General features: G+C 33.2%; 16 protein-coding genes and 1 pseudogene. 10 read left to right on the plus strand and 7 right to left on the minus strand.

The features are described 5' to 3' along the window. The first annotated feature begins 91 nt into the window (after positions 1-91). Both ACQ0RB_RS10820 and yidC read left to right on the plus strand, forming a co-directional pair. A complete protein-coding gene (locus ACQ0RB_RS10820) occupies positions 92-1,732 on the plus strand; it encodes a CTP synthase (protein WP_129761398.1) in 1,641 nt (546 codons plus the stop codon). A 68-nt stretch (positions 1,733-1,800) separates the two neighbouring features. Continuing rightward, on the plus strand, positions 1,801-3,702 hold the full coding sequence (gene yidC, locus ACQ0RB_RS10825) for a membrane protein insertase YidC (RefSeq protein ID WP_131508184.1): 1,902 nt from the start codon (positions 1,801-1,803) through the stop codon (positions 3,700-3,702). A gap of 100 nt (positions 3,703-3,802) precedes the next feature. Here the strand turns inward: yidC and ACQ0RB_RS10830 are convergent, their stop codons facing one another. Continuing rightward, the gene (locus tag ACQ0RB_RS10830; RefSeq protein ID WP_430498393.1) at positions 3,803-4,795 is read right to left on the minus strand and encodes a fasciclin domain-containing protein; all 993 of its coding nucleotides are present in this window, start codon (positions 4,793-4,795) and stop codon (positions 3,803-3,805) included. A 59-nt stretch (positions 4,796-4,854) separates the two neighbouring features. Here ACQ0RB_RS10830 and ACQ0RB_RS10835 point away from each other — a divergent pair, with 59 nt between their 5' ends. The 4 genes from ACQ0RB_RS10835 to ACQ0RB_RS10850 all read left to right on the plus strand — a co-directional run bounded on the left by ACQ0RB_RS10835 (position 4,855) and on the right by ACQ0RB_RS10850 (position 9,452). Then, positions 4,855-5,565: a toxin-antitoxin system YwqK family antitoxin gene (locus tag ACQ0RB_RS10835; protein ID WP_129761395.1), complete on the plus strand. Its 711-nt coding sequence runs from the start codon at positions 4,855-4,857 to the stop codon at positions 5,563-5,565. 99 nt (positions 5,566-5,664) lie between these two features. Beyond that, complete coding sequence (gene mnmA / locus ACQ0RB_RS10840) at positions 5,665-6,852, plus strand: tRNA 2-thiouridine(34) synthase MnmA (protein WP_418744787.1); 1,188 nt, start codon at positions 5,665-5,667, stop codon at positions 6,850-6,852. A gap of 32 nt (positions 6,853-6,884) precedes the next feature. After that, positions 6,885-8,504 carry a S8 family serine peptidase gene (locus tag ACQ0RB_RS10845; protein WP_430498396.1) on the plus strand — a complete coding sequence of 540 codons (1,620 nt, stop codon included), beginning with the start codon at positions 6,885-6,887 and terminating at the stop codon, positions 8,502-8,504. Continuing rightward, complete coding sequence (locus ACQ0RB_RS10850; RefSeq protein WP_430498397.1) at positions 8,505-9,452, plus strand: NAD(P)H-dependent flavin oxidoreductase; 948 nt, start codon at positions 8,505-8,507, stop codon at positions 9,450-9,452. Positions 9,453-9,634: 182 nt separating this feature from the next. Here ACQ0RB_RS10850 and ACQ0RB_RS10855 read toward each other — a convergent pair whose 3' ends face one another. Continuing rightward, positions 9,635-10,582, minus strand: coding sequence for a hypothetical protein (locus ACQ0RB_RS10855; RefSeq protein WP_430498399.1), 948 nt, complete (start codon positions 10,580-10,582; stop codon positions 9,635-9,637). A 407-nt stretch (positions 10,583-10,989) separates the two neighbouring features. Here ACQ0RB_RS10855 and ACQ0RB_RS10860 point away from each other — a divergent pair, with 407 nt between their 5' ends. Genes ACQ0RB_RS10860 through ACQ0RB_RS10870 form a run of 3 tightly spaced genes read left to right on the plus strand, consistent with a single transcriptional unit; the run spans position 10,990 to position 13,163 of the window. Then, the gene (locus ACQ0RB_RS10860) at positions 10,990-12,363 is read left to right on the plus strand and encodes an MATE family efflux transporter (RefSeq protein WP_131508196.1); all 1,374 of its coding nucleotides are present in this window, start codon (positions 10,990-10,992) and stop codon (positions 12,361-12,363) included. A 2-nt stretch (positions 12,364-12,365) separates the two neighbouring features. Next, on the plus strand, positions 12,366-12,593 hold the full coding sequence (locus ACQ0RB_RS10865; protein ID WP_129761389.1) for a hypothetical protein: 228 nt from the start codon (positions 12,366-12,368) through the stop codon (positions 12,591-12,593). Further along, positions 12,594-13,163 (plus strand): phosphatase PAP2 family protein, encoded by a 570-nt coding sequence (locus ACQ0RB_RS10870; protein WP_430498401.1) that lies wholly within the window; start codon positions 12,594-12,596, stop codon positions 13,161-13,163. It abuts the gene before it with no gap. Here ACQ0RB_RS10870 and ACQ0RB_RS10875 read toward each other — a convergent pair. The 3 genes from ACQ0RB_RS10875 to ACQ0RB_RS10885 are packed head-to-tail and all read right to left on the minus strand — an operon-like array spanning position 13,153 to position 16,116. Beyond that, the gene (locus ACQ0RB_RS10875) at positions 13,153-14,787 is read right to left on the minus strand and encodes an ArnT family glycosyltransferase (protein ID WP_430498403.1); all 1,635 of its coding nucleotides are present in this window, start codon (positions 14,785-14,787) and stop codon (positions 13,153-13,155) included. The genes ACQ0RB_RS10870 and ACQ0RB_RS10875 overlap by 11 nt on opposite strands. Continuing rightward, positions 14,765-15,403, minus strand: coding sequence for a lipid-A-disaccharide synthase N-terminal domain-containing protein (locus ACQ0RB_RS10880; protein ID WP_343798791.1), 639 nt, complete (start codon positions 15,401-15,403; stop codon positions 14,765-14,767). Before ACQ0RB_RS10880 ends, ACQ0RB_RS10875 begins: the two co-directional genes overlap by 23 nt. Next, a complete protein-coding gene (locus ACQ0RB_RS10885; protein WP_343798793.1) occupies positions 15,403-16,116 on the minus strand; it encodes a glycosyltransferase family 2 protein in 714 nt (237 codons plus the stop codon). Before ACQ0RB_RS10885 ends, ACQ0RB_RS10880 begins: the two co-directional genes overlap by 1 nt. A gap of 101 nt (positions 16,117-16,217) precedes the next feature. On the opposite strand from ACQ0RB_RS10885, the gene ACQ0RB_RS10890 reads away from it, so the two are divergent. Beyond that, positions 16,218-17,159, plus strand: coding sequence for an NAD-dependent epimerase/dehydratase family protein (locus tag ACQ0RB_RS10890; RefSeq protein ID WP_131508204.1), 942 nt, complete (start codon positions 16,218-16,220; stop codon positions 17,157-17,159). Here ACQ0RB_RS10890 and meaB read toward each other — a convergent pair. After that, a pseudogene (meaB, locus tag ACQ0RB_RS10895) lies at positions 17,154-18,229 on the minus strand (methylmalonyl Co-A mutase-associated GTPase MeaB). The gene ACQ0RB_RS10890 and the pseudogene meaB overlap by 6 nt on opposite strands. A 17-nt stretch (positions 18,230-18,246) precedes the next feature. Next, on the minus strand, positions 18,247-18,822 hold the full coding sequence (locus ACQ0RB_RS10900) for a DUF2911 domain-containing protein (protein WP_129761382.1): 576 nt from the start codon (positions 18,820-18,822) through the stop codon (positions 18,247-18,249). Positions 18,823-18,837: the final 15 nt, after the last annotated feature.

Raw genomic sequence — 18,837 nt, forward strand, 5'->3', positions numbered from 1 at the left:
TAATATTGTATTTTTAATAGCAATTAAAACCAAAAACACTACCTAATAACTATTAAAATTTTGTAAATTTGCCTGCGTTTAAAAGCGCAACATGACAACAAACACAAAATACATCTTTGTAACTGGAGGCGTAAGTTCTTCCTTAGGAAAAGGAATCATAGCTGCTTCATTGGCAAAATTACTACAGGCTCAAGGTTACAGAACAACAATCCAAAAATTAGACCCTTACATTAACGTTGACCCAGGAACTCTTAATCCTTATGAACATGGTGAATGTTATGTTACCGATGATGGTGCCGAAACCGATTTAGATTTGGGTCACTACGAGCGTTTTTTAAACGTGCCTACAAGTCAGTCAAACAACGTTACTACTGGACGAATTTATCAAAGTGTTATTGAAAAGGAACGTAGAGGTGAGTTTTTAGGTAAAACGGTTCAGGTTATTCCTCATATTACAGACGAAATTAAAGAACGTATTCAAATCTTAGGAAAATCAGGAGATTACGATATTGTTATTACCGAAATAGGAGGAACCGTTGGTGATATTGAATCCTTACCTTACATTGAAGCTGTGCGTCAATTACGTTGGGATTTAGGTCAAGACAACGCTATCGTTATTCACTTAACATTAATTCCATTTTTATCGGCAGCTGGTGAGTTAAAGACAAAACCTACTCAGCATAGTGTAAAAACCTTAATGGAAAGTGGAGTTCAAGCAGATATTTTAGTTTGCAGAACAGAACACGAGTTACCTGAAGATTTAAGACGAAAACTAGCTTTATTCTGTAATGTTCGTGAAGAGGCTGTTATTCAATCTATAGATGCATCAACAATTTACGATGTGCCTAACTTAATGTTAGAACAAGGTTTGGATAAAGTAGTGCTTAAAAAATTAAATTTAGAAAGTGATACTCCAGATTTAACACAATGGAATCAGTTTTTAAACCGACATAAAAACCCAAAAGGAGAAGTTACTATTGGACTTATTGGAAAGTATGTTGAACTCCAAGATTCATACAAATCAATACTAGAAGCTTTCATTCATGCAGGAGCAGAAAATGAAGTAAAAGTAAATGTAGAATCTGTTCATTCAGAATTTTTAACACCAAAAAATGCTGCTGGTAAACTTCAACATTTAGATGGAGTATTAGTTGCTCCTGGTTTTGGAGAGCGTGGTATAGAAGGAAAAATTGAAGCGGTTAGGTATGTGAGGGAGCATAATATTCCGTTTCTTGGGATTTGCTTAGGTATGCAAATGGCAGTTATTGAGTATTCTAGAAATGTACTTGGATTAAAAGATGCCAATTCAACCGAAATGGATGAGCATACGCAATATCCTGTTATTGACCTTATGGAATCTCAAAAAGATATTACTGATAAAGGTGGGACTATGCGTTTAGGTGCTTGGGATTGCGAACTAATAAATGGTAGTATTGTACAACAAGTGTATGGTTCAAATGCTGTAAAAGAGCGTCATAGACATCGTTATGAATTTAATAACGCATTTAAAACGCAAATTGAAGACGCAGGTATGAAAGCTACAGGGTTTAACCCTGAAACTGGTTTGGTTGAAATTGTTGAAATTCCTTCACATAGCTGGTTTGTTGGTGTGCAGTACCATCCTGAATATAAGAGTACTGTTGCAAATCCGCATCCTTTATTTGTAGCATTTGTAAAAGCTGCTTTAAACTTTAAAAAAGACGAGAAAAGTGTCAGTATGACACAAAAATAATATTGGACAGTTTTTTGATACACCAAAAGACATCCACTCCTAACTTTAATTGGGGAAACTAAATACTTATGGAAGAAAAAAAATTAGACGTTAATTCCGTTATTGGGTTTATACTTATTTTCGGAATATTATTATTCATGCTTTGGCAAAACCAACCAACAGAAGAAGAGTTAGCCGAACAAGAAAAAGCAAAACAAGAGCAAATTGAAGCTGAGAAAAAGCAACAAGCACAAGAGGCAACATTAACTACAACTGCTCAAGACTACTCAAACAGTTCAGTAAAAGACTCTACACAATTAGAGGCATTAAAATTAAAATTAGGCGCTTTTGCTTATGCAGCAACGTTGCCTTCAGCAACTGATGGAGAAACTGCTGTTGAGACTGATGTGTTTTCTTTAAAGTTTAGTAATAAAGGTGGATACTTGTCAGAAGTTAAGCTGAAAAACTTTGTCGATTACGATTCTGTTCCTATTCATTTAATAAAAAAGAATAATGTTGATTTTAATATCAATTTTGGAACAACAGATAATAGAACCCTAAATACCAAAGAGCTTTATTTTCAACCATCGGTTACTAAAAATGGTGAAAACACTATAGTTTCTATGAAATTAAAAGTGTCTGAAACTAAGTTTTTAGAATATCGTTATGAGCTTAAACCTGATGATTACATGATTGGGTTTACAGTTAAATCTCAAGGTTTAAATGATGTTATCAATGGTTCTCAAAATATAGATTTAAACTGGCAACTTGATGGATACAGACATGATAGAAGTATTCAGTATGAAAACCGTTACACACGATTAACTTATCAGCATGATGGTAAAAAAATAGACAAGTTGGCGCAAACTGGTGATGACGAAGAAGATGTTGAAGATGTAAGCTGGTTATCATACAGACAGCACTTTTTCAGTTCTATTTTAGTATCTGATGCACCTTTTAAAACTGTAAAATTAACGTCTAAGAATTTAGTTGAAGATGAAGATGTAGATACGTTGTTTACAAAAACATTTGCTTCAAAGTTACCATTACAAGTAAAAGGTGGAGAGCTTAATGAAAACATGAGTTTTTATTATGGACCAACTGATAGTAAAGTATTAAAGACTTACGACCAAAATCTTGAAGAAAGTATTCCTTTTGGATGGGGAATTTTTGGATGGATCAACAAGTCGGTATTTATTCCTCTATTTGGATTTTTAAGTAGCTTTTTACCTTATGGTATTGCTATTATTGTGATGACTATTTTGGTTAAAATTTTATTATCATTTGTACAATACAAGCAGTTTTTGTCACAAGCAAAAATGAAAATTCTTAAGCCAGAATTAGACGCAATAAGAGAAAAGTACAAAGACAATAAATTAAAAGCACAACAAGAAACTATGAGCTTGCAAACAAGAGCAGGAGCAAGCCCATTGAGTGGCTGTTTACCTGGTTTAATGCAAATTCCTGTGTTTTATGCATTGTTTATGTTTTTCCCAACAGCTTTTGATTTGCGTCAGAAAAAATTCCTTTGGGTTGATGATTTATCGTCTTATGATATCATTGCTGAACTTCCTTTTAATATCCCATTATATGGTGATCACGTAAGTTTGTTCCCAATATTGGCAGCTATTGCAATTTTCTTCTACATGCGTATGACTACAGGTCAGCAAGTAGCAGCTCAACCTACTCAAGAAGGTATGCCTGATATGCAAAAGATGATGAAATACATGATTTATTTTTCACCATTATTAATGCTGATATTTTTTAACCAATACGCTTCAGGATTGAGTTTGTATTACTTTATTTCAAACTTAATTAGTATAGGTATTATGTTAGTGATTAAAAACTTTATCATTGATGAAGATAAAGTGTTGGCTAAAATTCAAGAGAAAAAGAAACAACCTAAAAAGGAAAGTCGTTTTCAACGAAAAATGAAAGAAATGATGGAGCAAGCTGAACAACAAAAACGCCAACAACAGGGAAGAAAGTAAATTAAGATTATCTAATTAATAACTAAAAAAGCCTTTAAACATTTTTGTTTAAAGGCTTTTTGGCTAACTAAAACTAATCAATTAATACAATCACTATTAATTATAGAGGAGGTAATATTACTTTATCTATGGCATGAATTACTCCATTTGTTGCTTGAACATCTAAAGCAATAATGTTGCTAACTCTATCATTCATGTCAGTTAATGTCGCTCCACCAGTAACATTTGCTGTAATATCTCCACCTAATGTGCTAACTGTCATGTTGTCCATTAAAGCTGTTGATCTTACATTAGCTCCAGCTACTGCATGGTGATCTAATGTTGCTTTTAAAGTTGGTTCATCTATATCTGATAAGCTATTTAATGATAATTCGGCTAATAAGTCACCAAAGGCGTCGTTTGTTGGTGCAAACACAGTAAAAGGAGCAGGAGCTGTTCCGTTAGCTGTTGATAATGTTGTAACGTAGTCAAATGTTAAATCATCTCTTGTTAAAGCAGTAACTAAAGTTGAAAAATTTGGATCTGCTGTTGCAAAAGTAACTACATCTGGTAGTCCTATAACAGCATCAACAATATGAACTGTTCCGTTTGAAGCGTCAATATCTGGAGTTGTAACTGTAGATATACCATTAAATGTTACACCACTAGAAGTGTTGAAATATAAACTAAGCTTGTTGCCTCCAACACCATCTGCATTTGTTGAAGTGTAACCAGAACCCATAGTTGTCAGGTCTGTAGAAGTTACGTCAGCTGAAATAACATGATTCAATAAAATTTGTGATAAAACATCAGTAGGTACTTCGTCTAAGCTTGCAAAACCATTATCTGATAAAAAGCTTGCAAAAGCATCGTTTGTTGGAGCAAGTACTGTATATGGTCCATTACCAGAAAGTACTACATCTAGGTTACCATCAGCAGCTTGTAATGCAGCAACAAGACTACTTAAGTTTGGTGCTGTTAACGCAGTTTCAACAATGTTTAACTCTTCAGGAGTTCCTCCATCATTGTTATCGTCATCACTACTGCAAGATTGAAATGCAAATACTACAGAAAGTATTAGGGCAAATTTTGAAATGTTTGAAATAATTTTCATTTTTTTGAGTTTTAATGTTCAACATATACAAACGTCAGTTTGTTTAACAAATTTACAAAATGTTTAAACAAAATATTATAACAGTTATAATTTTAACATTTTTTTATGCAAATTTATCTGCGCAAAATTCTATAAATCAATACGATAATAACGGGAAACGTCATGGTGTTTGGAAAAAGAACTTTGACAAAACCAACGAGCCTCGTTATGAAGGACAGTTTGAGCATGGAAAGGAAGTAGGTGTTTTTAAATACTATACGCTTAAACAAAAAAAGAGTGTATTGAGTGCTACCAAAACATTTAACCCTAACAACAATATTGCTGAGGTTAAATTTTTCGCTTCAACAGGTAAACTTATTAGTGAAGGCAAAATGAACGGAAAACTCTTTATAGGTAAGTGGGTGTTTTACCATAATAAAAGTGATGCTGTCATGTCTATTGAATATTATAATGATAAAGGCGAGTTACATGGCGAAAAGCAAGTACTATATGATAATGGACAAATAGCAGAAAAAACAAACTACGTCAACGGGAAAATAGAAGGCATTTCAACTTGGTATTCTGAAAAAGGAGTTGTAGTTAAAGAATTTAGTTATGAAAATGATGAATTACACGGCTTGTCTAAATACTATAATGCAGATGGACAGTTATTAGCTCAAGGGGAATACAAGCGTGGTAAAAAACATGGTATTTGGAAGTATTATACCAATGGGAAACTTACTGAGGAAAAGAATTTTACAAAAACGAGTAAAAACCCTAAACAACAATAGTTATAAACTATAAACAGCATAATTTTTTATAATGGTAACTTTGTGGAGTTGCCATTTTTTATTTTGTAATTTCGCAAAATCAAATTTTAAAGGAAAATCGTGAAACGAGTTATAGTAGGACTTTCAGGTGGTGTTGATTCTAGTGTTGCGGCTTATTTATTAAAGGAGCAAGGTTATGAGGTTATTGGCTTGTTTATGAAAAACTGGCATGATGATTCAGTAACTATTTCTGATGAATGTCCTTGGCTAGATGATAGCAATGACGCTATGTTGGTAGCAGATAAATTAGGTATACCTTTTCAAACAGTAGATTTAAGTGAGCAATATAAAGAGCGCATTGTAGACTATATGTTTGATGAATACCAAAAAGGACGCACGCCAAATCCTGACGTACTCTGCAACCGAGAGATAAAATTTGATGTCTTCATGAAAATTGCTCTCGATTTAGGAGCAGATTATGTGGCAACTGGTCATTATTGCAGAAAAGGAACGCTTCAAAAAGATGGTAAAGAAGTTTATCAATTATTAGCTGGTGTTGATGGTAATAAAGACCAATCTTATTTCTTATGTCAGTTGTCGCAAGAGCAGCTGTCAAAAGCATTATTTCCTATAGGTGAATTAACAAAACCACAAGTTAGGGAAATAGCAACAAAACTCGATTTGGTAACAGCTGAGAAAAAAGATTCTCAAGGATTATGTTTTATTGGTAAAGTAAGACTGCCTGAGTTTCTTCAGCAAAAATTAAAACCTAAAGAAGGTGTTATTGTTGAGATACCACAAGCTATTGATGTGTATAAGCAAGAAACTCCTGAGTTTAATTCTGAAGAAGAAAAACTACAATATTTATCACGAAAAATTGAGTATTCTATTACTGATGGAAAAGTTGTAGGGAAGCATCAAGGAGCACATTATTTTACTAAAGGTCAACGAAAAGGATTAGCTGTTGGTGGTACTGCTGAACCATTATTTGTAATTGAGACAGATGTTGATGACAATATCATATACACAGGTCAGGGAAAATCGCATCCTGGTTTATTAAAAAAAGCACTTTTTGTCAATAACGATGAATTGCATTGGATTCGTGAAGATTTAGCTTTAAATGTTGATGAAACAATGAAAGTGAAAGCGCGTATTAGATACCGTCAACCTTTACAGGAAGCAATTTTACATAAAGTTGATGGTGGACTTTACGTTGAGTTCGAAGCTGCACAATCTGCAATTACCGAAGGTCAATTTGTAGCATGGTATTTAAATGATGAATTAGTTGGTTCAGGAGTAATTTCTTAAATTGCAGTTACAATACTCCCAAATGCCAACGCATGAAACACAAAATACTTTTACTTCTTTTTACAGTTTTTGCCTTTCAGTTATATGCGCAAGATGAAGACGCTTGGGTGTATTTGGAAGAAAAGGAAAATGTTGAAACTGCAATAAGCAATCCGTTAACGATTCTTACACAAAGAGCAATAGACCGAAAGAACGCTCATAGTGTTGTTATAGATGCCAGAGATGTTCCTGTAAATGAAAACCAAATTACCACATTAAAAGCACAACCAGGAATTACGGTTATGGCAAAGTCTAAATGGCTTAATGCTGTTCATGTTAGAGGAACGGTTGAAAACATCAATATGCTTTTAGATTTAGAGTTTGTAGTTAGTATCGATTTCGCTGATAAAAGCTTGAATGCTGAAAGTGGAAGATTTTCAGAAAATGAAGATAAATTTGAAATTGAAGAAACACTAACCGATTTCACCTACGGAAATACCCAAAACCAAGTAGAAATGATAAGTGCAGATGATTTGCATTTAGATGATTTTACTGGCGAAGGTATGCTGGTTGCGGTTTTAGATGCAGGCTTTACAAATGTTAATACCATGTCAGCTTTTCAACGCTTGAGAGATAATGGCGATTTATTGGATGGTTATGATTTTGTAGACAGAACAGAAAATGTATATGCCTATACAGCAAATACTCATGGTACAAGAGTGTTGAGTACAATGGCAGCTTATGTACAAGACGAGTATGTTGGTACTGCTCCAGATGCATCGTATTATTTATTTAGAACTGAAGATGCAGGAAGCGAAAACCCTGTTGAAGAAAGTTATTGGGTTGAAGCTGCTGAACGTGCTGACAGTTTAGGTGTTGATGTCATAAACACTTCTTTAGGATATACAACTTATGATAATCCTAATTACAGCTACACTAACGAAGATATGGATGGTCAAACCGCATTTATTACAAGAGGCGCAACTATTGCTTCAGAAAAAGGAATGTTGGTAATTACATCGGCTGGGAATTCTGGTGGTAATGCTTGGGTAATTGTTGGTGCTCCTGCCGATTCGCCAAACGTATTATCTATTGGAGCAGTTGATAGTAACGAAGATTATGCGTTTTTTAGCTCTCAAGGAAGTGCTATCCAACCCACACAAAAACCTGATGTTGCAGCTCAAGGTTTAGGAGCTTATGTGGTTAATGAAAATGATGAAATTATTACTAATAATGGCACGTCATTAAGTTCGCCAATTCTAGCTGGAGGAGCTGTATGTTTGTGGCAAGCATTACCTAATGCTTCAAATATCGAAATTATGCAGTACATAAGGATGTCTGCTTCACAATATACCACACCAGACAATTTTTTAGGCTACGGAATTCCAGATTTAGCCTTAGCTTATAACATAGCATTGTCTATGCAAGAACAGGAAATTGCTGAATTTAAACTTTTTCCAAACCCAGTAAATGACCTTTTAAATATACATATTCCTAGTCAATTTGAATCTGCTAATTTTTTAATGTATGATATGGTTGGGAATGTAATTTTGGAACAGACACTATCAAACTCGGTAGAACAAATGGATTGTTCTGAAATTGCTTCAGGTGTGTATGTGTTAGTACTTCAATCTGGAGACTCATCAAAAACGTTTAAACTTATTAAATCATAAATGACAAACAGAATTACCAAACTGTTCAATATTCAATATCCTATTGTTCAGGCAGGAATGATTTGGAATAGTGGTTGGAGGTTAGCTTCATCTGCTAGTAACTCAGGTATTTTAGGACTTTTAGGAGCAGGTTCAATGTATCCTGAAGTATTACGTGAGCATATTCAAAAATGTAAAAAAGCAACTGATAAACCATTTGGTGTTAATGTGCCAATGTTGTATCCAAATATTGAAGAGATTATGGATATTATTGTTGAAGAAGGTGTAAAGATTGTATTCACTTCAGCAGGAAATCCAAAAACTTGGACCTCTTGGTTACAAGAAAGAGGGATAACTGTTGTGCATGTGGTGAGTAGTGTAAAGTTTGCTTTAAAGGCACAAGATGCAGGAGTGGATGCAATTGTAGCAGAAGGATTTGAGGCTGGAGGTCATAATGGAAGAGATGAAACAACTACACTTACTTTAATACCTATGGTAAAAGAGCAACTGCAAATTCCTTTAATAGCAGCAGGTGGTATTGCCACAGGAAAAGCAATGCTTGCAGCTATGGTTTTAGGTGCAGATGGTGTTCAAATAGGAACACGATTTGTGGCTAGTGAAGAATCATCGGCACATGCTGCCTTTAAAAATGTTGTTGTTGATGCTAAAGAAGGTGATACGCAATTAACCTTAAAAGAGTTGGCTCCTGTACGATTAGTGAAAAATAAGTTTTATAACGATGTTCAGGAATTATACAAAAAAGGACCAACGGTTGAAGAGTTGAAAACCTTATTAGGTAGAGCAAGAGCAAAAAAGGGTATGTTTGAAGGCGACCTTATTGAAGGAGAACTCGAAATTGGGCAAATTTCAGGCTTGATTCATGATATAAAACCAGTAGCTGAAATAGTAACTGATATTGTTGAAGAATACAGAGAAGCTAAAGAGAATATCAAAAACGAGATGTTTTAGGTTATTCATTAAAAATTCTGTCAATTCGAGTGAATTTTACGATTGAAAAATGAGTAAAATTTATATCGAGAATAAGAATTTAATGCTTAAAAAGGTTCTCGATACGATTTTTTATCAAAAAAATCACTCGAACTGACATTTGTGAGCAAGTATAAACCTAAAAGAAAAATCAATAGATTAAATTATTTCTTGATAAGGTTTGTAATAGAGATTTTATACAATCTACTTAAGCCATTTTCATAGTTATAAAAAATAGTTTTTAGATCTTCAATACTTTGTTTTTCTTTAAAGCTAGTCGTTTTTAATCGTTTGCTTGTAAAGTATAAAATGCCATTTTGAGTATCAACAAATGGGCAATATTCCATTTTGTTGGAGTTGACTTTTTGTCCCATGTTTTTAGAAATACTCCATTCGCCATTTTTTTGCCTGTAGCTTACATATAAATCACCACTACCATAACCATCATCACGATTATAGCAAGTATAGATTATAAAAGATTCATCAGGAGCTATAAAAGCATTAAACTCATAACCTTCAGAATTAATGGAGTCACTTAAAGGTTTAGGTTGTGTATATGCTCCATTTTTAAATTCGCTAATGTATATGTCGTCTTTTCTTTTAAGAGAAGGATTATCTAATGTAAAATATAGGTTGTTTGAATTTGTAACAACAGGATAAAACTCGTCCATTTCAGTATTTACAGGAGCGCCTAAATTAATAGGAGCAGACCAAGAAGCTTCAGTAGAAGCACGTTCAACATACCAAATATCAAAATCTTTTACAGTTGTAGATGTGTTGTCCACAGGTCTGTTCGATGCAAAAAATAACTTAAGACCATCATTTGAGAAAAAAGGTTCGATGTCAAAATACTGTCCAGAGAATGAGATGATTTCAGGGTTACTCCATTTCGTGTCAGTTTTACTAACAATCATTAATGCAGAAATGTCTCCCATAAAACTTTGTGCAGAAAATACTGCTTCTTTTCCGTTGGGAGAAATGGCTAAATCTCTAACATTAGGAAACTGAGATACGATGTCTTCTAAAAAAGGTTCTACAACATTTTCAGTTGATGATTGAGAAAACGAAAATAAGCTGTAAAGAAAAATGATACTAAGGGTAATGTGTTTCATTGTTTGTGCTTTTAAGCAATTTACAAAACCTTAGCATTGGCAGATTTTAAAAATATGTTAATTTATAACAAGGCTAAAGCCATAAAAAAAAGAGGGTAGAAATACCCTCTTTTTATTGAAACGTTTTTTAACGTCATTAATTTTTAAATCCCTCTAAAATAATAGCTAAAAAAGTTTCTTTATTTTCAATATATACCAAGTAAACACTGAAATCTACATTGAAAATAGCTTTGATAAAAATATTGCTTTTAACTGATTTATAGAAATTATACTAAAGTAACTTATTAACAATCTGATTATATAATTGCTTGATATTCAATATTTATAAAGGTTTTTTGAAAAATATTCAGTTGAAAATTCTTATATAGTTTTCTATGGCATACCTTTGAAACCTCAAAAAAGCATAAGTGGTTTTATCTAATTATACTAAAGAATTCAAATACAACTGGAAACTTGCTGCTCCTGTAATGTTGGGCATGTTAGGACATACTTTTGTAAGTTTTATTGATAACATTATGGTTGGCCAATTAGGAACTGCTGAGTTGGCTGCAGTTTCACTTGGTAATAGCTTTATGTTTATTGCTATGTCTTTAGGTATTGGGTTTTCAACAGCCATTACACCTCTTGTGGCTGAAGCTGATGCAGCCAATGATTTTAAAAATGGAAAATCGGCTTTTAAACATGGATTGTTTTTATGTACAATACTAGGTATTTCATTGTTTTTAATGGTGTTTTTCGCAAAACCGCTTTTGTATTTAATGAAGCAACCTATTGAGGTCGTTGAGTTGGCAATTCCATATCTAGATTTGGTTGCTTTTTCTTTAATTCCGTTAGTGGTTTTTCAAGCATTTAAGCAGTTTAGTGATGGTTTGTCAATGACAAAATATCCTATGTATGCTACATTGATAGCTAATATTGTAAATGTTGTTTTTAACTATTTGCTCATTTTTGGGAAATTTGGTTTTCCTGAGTTGGGTATTGTAGGAGCTGCTTATGGAACATTGATTTCGCGATTTGTAATGGTGGCGTTTATTTGGATATTGTTGAGTAAAAAAGAAAAATCTAAAGCTTTTGTAACTAATATCAAGTTTTTTGTTTTAGATAAACTAATGCTTAACAAACTGATTAATTTAGGAACACCTAGCGCAATGCAAATGTTTTTTGAAGTAGCCATTTTTACTGCTGCTATATGGTTGAGTGGTTTACTAGGTAAAAACCCACAAGCGGCAAACCAAATTGCACTTAACTTATCGTCAATGACATTTATGGTAGCAATGGGACTTAGTGTTGCTGCAATGGTGAGAGTAGGAAACCAAAAGGGCTTGAATAACTTTTTAGAACTACGTAGAATCGCCATTTCTATATTTTTATTGGCAACAATACTTGCTATTTGCTTTGGTATTTGCTTCTTTTTGTTTCACAATCATCTACCTAAACTGTATGTAGATTATGACGATGCTGTAAACCTTGTTGATAATACCGAAGTGGTTAGTATCGCGTCAACGCTTTTAATTGCAGCAGCAATTTTTCAAATAAGTGATAGTGTTCAAGTTGTTGTTTTAGGTGCTTTAAGAGGTTTGCAAGATGTAAAAATACCAACTATAATTACCTTTATTTCGTATTGGGTTATTGGATTTCCTATAAGTTATTTTTTAGGGAAAGAAGAAGTCTATGGGAGTTTTGGTATTTGGTTAGGGCTTTTAGCAGGTTTAACAACTGCAGCAATTTTATTGTATATTCGATTTAATTATTTAACTAACAAACTCATTAAAACAGCATAATTATGGAACTGCCTAAATTTATACTTGGAGACAATACCCAATTTCCTAATGCTATATATATTATTCATACCGATTTTCCTAGGTTTATTATTAATTTAGAAAATGATGAGGTAGAATGGTTAGAAGAATTTGATGAACACGATCAAAGAGAATTAGAGTCTGAAATTGAAAATTTAATTCAGGCAGCTACCGATTTTTACGATAGCGAAATAGAACAATACAACGATTAGATGATAGACCAATTAATAGAATACGATAAAGAATTATTCCTGTTTTTAAACAATTTAGGCGTTGAGTCTTGGGATGGATTTTGGATGTTTTACACCACAAAATTTTACTGGATTCCACTTTATGCCATTTTACTATACTTAATGTTTAAAAATCACGACCGAAAAACGCTTTTAATAACTATTTTGGTTGTAGCACTTATGGTGTCTTTTACTGACCAAGTTACCAACTTATTTAAATATGGCTTCGAACGTTTTAGACCTTGCCATGACGAGACCGTAAATTCATTAATGCGATTGGTAAAACCTTCTTGTGGTGGTAGATATGGTTTTTTCTCAGGTCATGCCTCTAACTCAATGGCTGTAGCTGTATTTACAGGTTTAATGTTAAAACATAAATACAAGTATCTTATCTTTTTAATGCTATTTTGGGCAGCAGCAATGGCTTACAGTAGAGTGTATATAGGAGTGCATTTTCCGTTGGATATTTTCTGCGGAATGATTTTTGGCGCGCTATCAGGTTTTGGGTTTTATAAACTCAATAAGTACTTAGCTAAACGCTTTACTTCTTAGTAAGAATATAATAGGTGTTTACCAATCGTCCTCTATAACTTTTACTGTCTTTAGCTGAAGTGTTGAGGTCATAAGTAGCAACTTTTTCAATGTGGTATTTAGCGAGTAAGAGTTCTTGATGTTCAGGGCTTATACCATTAGCAAGCATCCCAAACACTGGTTCGTCAGGGAAGTTTATTGTACCATCTTCTTGAGTTATATTTGGAATTTTATCACCAAATTGCCAAATCATTTCAGGTGAGATATAATTAAAACCATACACGTTTATAGCTTCTTTTTTAGTGTCTTCTTTTAAGTTTGAAATAGGCTTGTAATTATTGTCTATTAAAGCTTTTGAAAGCGGTAAACCAGATATCAACAAAGCAGCAAAAAAGAAAATAGTAAGATAAAACACCTTTTCCATGTTTTTTAGTTTCAACTGAACAAAAATTAGTACACTTAATAAAACTAGGGTTATGGAGGCTATGGCAAAAGGAAACATATAACCCGAAAGCTTTTCGCCTAAAAATAAATAACCTACAATAGGAAACGCTAAACCAATTAAGGCTATAAGTCCAAAATTAAAATACACAGGTATAGTTTCGCGCTTGTCTTTTAAATCTTTAAAGCATCTTATGAGATATTCAATATAAAAACCAGTGTTAATTGCTAAAGGAATTAAAACAGGCATTAGGTATCTTGATTTTTTCTCAGGAATTAATGAAAGCAAAATAACAGCAGTAATGGTCCAAATAAAACTAAACCTATAGGCTTTTGTATTACTCACTCTTCGCTTTAAATAGGGATATAATAAGCTAATAAAAGCAGGAATAGTCCAAATTCCGCTTTGCGTAAAAAAGCTCCAGTAATAGTAAAAAGGTCTTATATTGTAACTAGACCAATTTCCTGTTTCTCGTTCAGCAATGGCAGTAAAAGTTGCAGGATCATTAAGACGAACGTACAAATACCACCAACCACCAACTATAAGTCCAATAATTAAAAAAGCGAGTAATGGTAATATCTGTTTTTTTATAGCAGTGAATTTAAAAACCACTCCATATGCAATTAAAAAAGGCAGTAATAAGGCATAAAAAGAAACTGGACCTTTACAAAGTAATGAGCATCCTAAAAACAAACCAGCTAAAAGGATTACTTTGAAATTGTTTGAGTTGCCTTGTAAGTATTGAAATAGAAAATAAATAGCCATTAACATAAACCCATGAGTAAAAATATCCCATGGAGCTTCAATACTAATTCCAATAACATAAAAAGAAGTCACTACAATTAAAGCATTAATTAAACTGTGGTTTTTATTATTTAAAAGTTTATTAGAAAGTAAGTAGGTAAAAACTCCTGTGATTGCTATAAATATAATAGCAGGAAAGCGAATAGCTAGTAGGTTTTTTATTCCAAAAATCATCCCAAAAAACGCAGCTAACCAAGTTGGTAAAGGAGGCTTTTCATATCTAGCTTCACCATTCATGGTTGTAAGGAGCCAATTACCATCTGTTAGCATTTCTCTGGCAGTAATAAAATTACGTGCTTCCATAATACTTACTGAAAGGTATTGTACGCCAAAAGTGAGCATTAAAAGCACTAGTACTGTTATGGTAAGTATAGGGTTATGCTGTAGTTTCTTTAGCATTTGATTTTTTTATTAAGAATAAATTTCTGGCATAGATCATTAAACCAAGACCATGACCTATAAATAACACAGGATCTCTTCTGTAAACGGCATAAATAAGAATTAGCAAAGAACCTATTAAGCTCAACATCCAAAATCCAAAAGGAAGAGACGATTGCTTTTTGCGTTCAGAATAAATCCATTGGTAAATAAACCTAAACGTGAAAATAATTTGCGATACAATACCTAAGGTTAACAACCAAGTCGGAATAGCTTCATTTTTGAATAAAACATCTCTATCAATAACATTGTTGTTAAAGTAATATATGGCAATTAGAGTAGGAGCACCTAGTAAAATGTATTGCATTATTCTTGGGAATTTCTCCCATTCGCCTTGTAATTGCAAATTGCGTATATAAATAAAATAGGTTAACCCTTGTCCTAGCATAATGGCAAAATCATCTCTAAGGTAGCCATATATAAATAGTAAGAAAGAGGCAATTAAGCTTAAGGTCCAAAATAAGGTTGGAGTTATTACTTTTTGGTGTTTCTCAGAAGTTATCCATTGTATTATTAAGCGCGAAGAGAATAAAATCTGAGCGATAAAACCTATGCAATATATCAACCAATCGTTCATTAACCTTGTTTAGAAACTGTATAGTTGATGTACTTTTTTTTCATCCATAAGTAAGCAAAACAATCCATAAGTGGTCCAAGTAATCGGTTCCATAAACCAAATTTTGCAGTACCAGCAATTCTTGGAAAATGACGTACAGGAATTTGGGTAACTTTACCATTTTGCAATAATATCATTGCTGGTAAAAAACGATGTAAACCCTTAAACATAGGAATACGCTTAGCATATTCGGTTTTAATAACTTTTAAAGGGCAACCAGTATCGTCCATTCCGTCTTTGGTAAAAGCTCTTCTTATACCATTAGCAATTTTAGACGACATGTTTTTTACAAAACTATCTTTTCGGTCTGCTCTTACACCAGTTACTAAATCGTAAGTGTCAATATGTTTTAAAAGTAAATTAAAATCTTCAGGAGCAGTTTGTAAATCAGAATCTATATAACCTACAAGTTCAGTGTCAGCATAATCAAACCCAGCTTTTATAGCAGCACTTAAGCCTCTATTAGCTTCAAACAAAATGTAGTTGAAAGCAGTGTTTCTATTGCAAATATCTTCAATAAGTTGCTGACTGCTATCTTTTGAGCCATCATTTACAAATAAAATTTTTGTAGGTAAGGAAGCGATTTTCGTGTAAGCTAGTAGTTCCTTTTCAACTCTCTCTAAATTATCTTCTTCATTATAAACAGGAACTATGATAGTGAATTTGTAATTCATCTGTTAAAAGTTAGTTGCTACAAAAGTATTGTTTTTTAACTAAACTGAAATTATTCTTTTTAATGGAATAATTGTTAATTTGCAATCTCTAAACTAATAAAATGAAAATACTTGTTACAGGAGCTGTCGGTTTTATTGGCTCTCACACAGCTGAAAGACTTAAAGCTTTAGGGCATGATGTTTTAGGAATTGATAATTTTAATGATTATTACAGTCTGGAATTAAAGCAATTAAATGCTGATGCTTTAACCCAAAAAGGCATTTCAATTTTGAAAAAGGATTTAAGAGATTCTGACCTTGCTGAAGTGTTACCTAAAGATATTGACTATATTTTTCACTATGCTGCTCAACCAGGTATTTCATCAACTTCTACGTTTGAAGACTATTTTAGCAATAATATTTTAGCAACTAAAAATTTAATGGATTACGCTTTACAGTGTAGTAATCTTAAATTATTTGTAAATATTGGAACCTCTTCAATTTATGGTTTAGAAGCGACTTTCCCTGAAAGTATTGCACCAAAACCAGCATCTCACTATGGTGTTACTAAATTAGCTGCTGAGCAGTTAGTACTTCAAAAAAGTAGAGAAAAGCAATTAAAATCATGCTCATTAAGGTTGTATTCTGTTATTGGTCCAAGAGAGCGTCCTGAAAAAATGTACACAAAACTCATAGATTTAGGGTTGAAGGACGAAGCGTTTCCGTTATATGAAGGCAGCGACAAGCACCTTAGAAGTTTTACTTACGTAGGCGACATTGTAGATGGTGTAGTGAGTGTAATTGGTAATGAAGATAAGGTCAATGGCGAAATCATTAATCTAGGAACTGAAGTAGAACACACTACTCAAGAAGGTATTGAAGCTGTTGAAGCTGTTTTAGGAAAGTCTATAAAAATTAATGTTATTCCAAAGCGTCCTGGAGATCAATTGCGTACTAAAGCAAATATCGATAAAGCAAGAAAGCTGTTAAACTACAATCCGCAAACTACATTATTAGAAGCTGTAAAAGCTCAAGTAGAATGGTTTAAAGCCAATTTTTCATAAACTCAATATAAATTCTGCAGCAGCAAATGGAGTGGTTTTACCATTTTCTATAAGTTCAAGCTGAGATTTGAGTGCTTCTTTTATTTTTGAATCTCCAAAGAAATCAGATTTTAAACGGTCTTCAATAGTTTGTAGTAGCCAAAATTTATTTTGTTCGTTTCTATGATGTTCAAAATAATTGTTCTTTTGGGTTGCTTCAACATAGTCATTTATAATATCCCAAATAGCGTCAATACCTTCTTGTTGTAAAGCACTACATAGTGTAACTTTAGGTTGCCAACCAGAAGCTTTAGCAGGATATAAATGCAATGCTCTATTAAATTCTACTTTGGCAAGTTTAGCAGCTTTTAGGTTGTCTCCATCTGCTTTATTAATAACAATGGTATCTGCCATTTCAATAATACCACGTTTAATACCTTGAAGTTCATCACCAGCTCCTGCAAGTTTTAACAGTAGAAAAAAGTCTACCATACTATGAACAGCAGTTTCACTTTGACCAACACCAACCGTTTCAATAATAATGGTGTCAAAACCTGCTGCTTCACATAAAATAATAGTTTCTCTAGTTTTTCTGGCAACACCACCTAACGAGGAGCCAGAAGGAGAAGGTCGTATAAAAGCATTTGGGTCTTTTACAAATCTTCCATTCGAGTTTTGTCTCCCAAAATGCTGCCTTTGGTTAAGCTACTACTTGGGTCAACTGCCAAAACAGCTACTTTTTTACCATTTGTTGTGAGTTGCGAACCAAAAGCTTCAATAAATGTGCTTTTACCAACTCCAGGAACTCCTGTTATACCTATTCTTACTGATTTGTTGGCATAAGGCAAGCAGTGTTTTATAATAGTATTGGCTTTTTCTAAATGTAAAGGGTTAGAACTCTCTACCAAAGTTATGGCTCTGCTTAAATATGTAATGTCACCTTTTATAATACCTTGAGCCAATGCTTCGGCAGAAGGTTGATGACGTCTTCGCTTTTTTATGGTTTCAATAGAATCCTTGTTTGTAATTTCAGACTCTGAAACTCCTTTCTTTTCGTGTAAAGCAGACGATGATTTAGTGTTTTTAGCCAAGTTATAATGTCTTACCTTTATTCAATTGAATCTTTGATTACAGTTAAAGGTACGGCAATTTTTGTTTTATCCCAAGCCATTGTAAGGTGAAGGTCACCTGTAGTATTATCAAAACCAATGGTAAATTGTTCAACAGTAGTATTGAGCTCTTCAGTAGGAACTTCAATTTCAAGTATATCGTGTTGAGGTTCTCTCATTGGCTTCATTTGCTCATCAACTCCCCAAGGATATAGTTTTTTATTAAAAATGACTTGCCAAGAGCTGTCCTTTGGTACTGTCCAAAGCGTGTAGATACCTTTAGGTATCGCAATTCCTTTTACATAAAGCGATTTGTTGGTTTCAAAAGTTGTCGCTTCATTGGCTCCTGTTCGCCATACTTGGTTATAAGGTACAAGTCCGCCAAAAATTTCCCTTCCTTTTTTTGAAGGTCTGTTGTAAAACACTTCAACTTGTAAATCGTTGAGTTTGTATTCTACATTATCTTTTGGACTCAAGCGTTTAGAAAAAATATTTTCAACAAAATAAGAGTATAAAAATAGTCCTACAGCGACTAAAGTTAAAACAATAAGGATTCGTTTTAAAAACGTGTTCATACCTAAAAATTCGAA

It is taken from the genome of Gaetbulibacter sp. PBL-D1, from assembly GCF_050509525.1.
Taxonomy (GTDB): domain Bacteria; phylum Bacteroidota; class Bacteroidia; order Flavobacteriales; family Flavobacteriaceae; genus Gaetbulibacter_B; species Gaetbulibacter_B jejuensis.

Excerpts from the sequence above, each read along its gene's own strand:
- ACQ0RB_RS10900 (WP_129761382.1), bottom strand. The coding sequence starts at position 18,822 with ATGAACACGTTTTTAAAACGAATCCTTATTGTTTTAACTTTAGTCGCT.
- ACQ0RB_RS10885 (WP_343798793.1), bottom strand. The coding sequence starts at position 16,116 with ATGAATTACAAATTCACTATCATAGTTCCTGTTTATAATGAAGAAGAT.
- yidC (WP_131508184.1), top strand. The coding sequence starts at position 1,801 with ATGGAAGAAAAAAAATTAGACGTTAATTCCGTTATTGGGTTTATACTT.
- ACQ0RB_RS10865 (WP_129761389.1), top strand. The coding sequence starts at position 12,366 with ATGGAACTGCCTAAATTTATACTTGGAGACAATACCCAATTTCCTAAT.
- ACQ0RB_RS10875 (WP_430498403.1), bottom strand. The coding sequence starts at position 14,787 with ATGCTAAAGAAACTACAGCATAACCCTATACTTACCATAACAGTACTA.
- ACQ0RB_RS10855 (WP_430498399.1), bottom strand. The coding sequence starts at position 10,582 with ATGAAACACATTACCCTTAGTATCATTTTTCTTTACAGCTTATTTTCG.
- ACQ0RB_RS10850 (WP_430498397.1), top strand. The coding sequence starts at position 8,505 with ATGACAAACAGAATTACCAAACTGTTCAATATTCAATATCCTATTGTT.
- ACQ0RB_RS10845 (WP_430498396.1), top strand. The coding sequence starts at position 6,885 with ATGAAACACAAAATACTTTTACTTCTTTTTACAGTTTTTGCCTTTCAG.
- ACQ0RB_RS10880 (WP_343798791.1), bottom strand. The coding sequence starts at position 15,403 with ATGAACGATTGGTTGATATATTGCATAGGTTTTATCGCTCAGATTTTA.
- ACQ0RB_RS10830 (WP_430498393.1), bottom strand. The coding sequence starts at position 4,795 with ATGAAAATTATTTCAAACATTTCAAAATTTGCCCTAATACTTTCTGTA.
- ACQ0RB_RS10820 (WP_129761398.1), top strand. The coding sequence starts at position 92 with ATGACAACAAACACAAAATACATCTTTGTAACTGGAGGCGTAAGTTCT.
- ACQ0RB_RS10870 (WP_430498401.1), top strand. The coding sequence starts at position 12,594 with ATGATAGACCAATTAATAGAATACGATAAAGAATTATTCCTGTTTTTA.
- ACQ0RB_RS10835 (WP_129761395.1), top strand. The coding sequence starts at position 4,855 with ATGTTTAAACAAAATATTATAACAGTTATAATTTTAACATTTTTTTAT.
- ACQ0RB_RS10890 (WP_131508204.1), top strand. The coding sequence starts at position 16,218 with ATGAAAATACTTGTTACAGGAGCTGTCGGTTTTATTGGCTCTCACACA.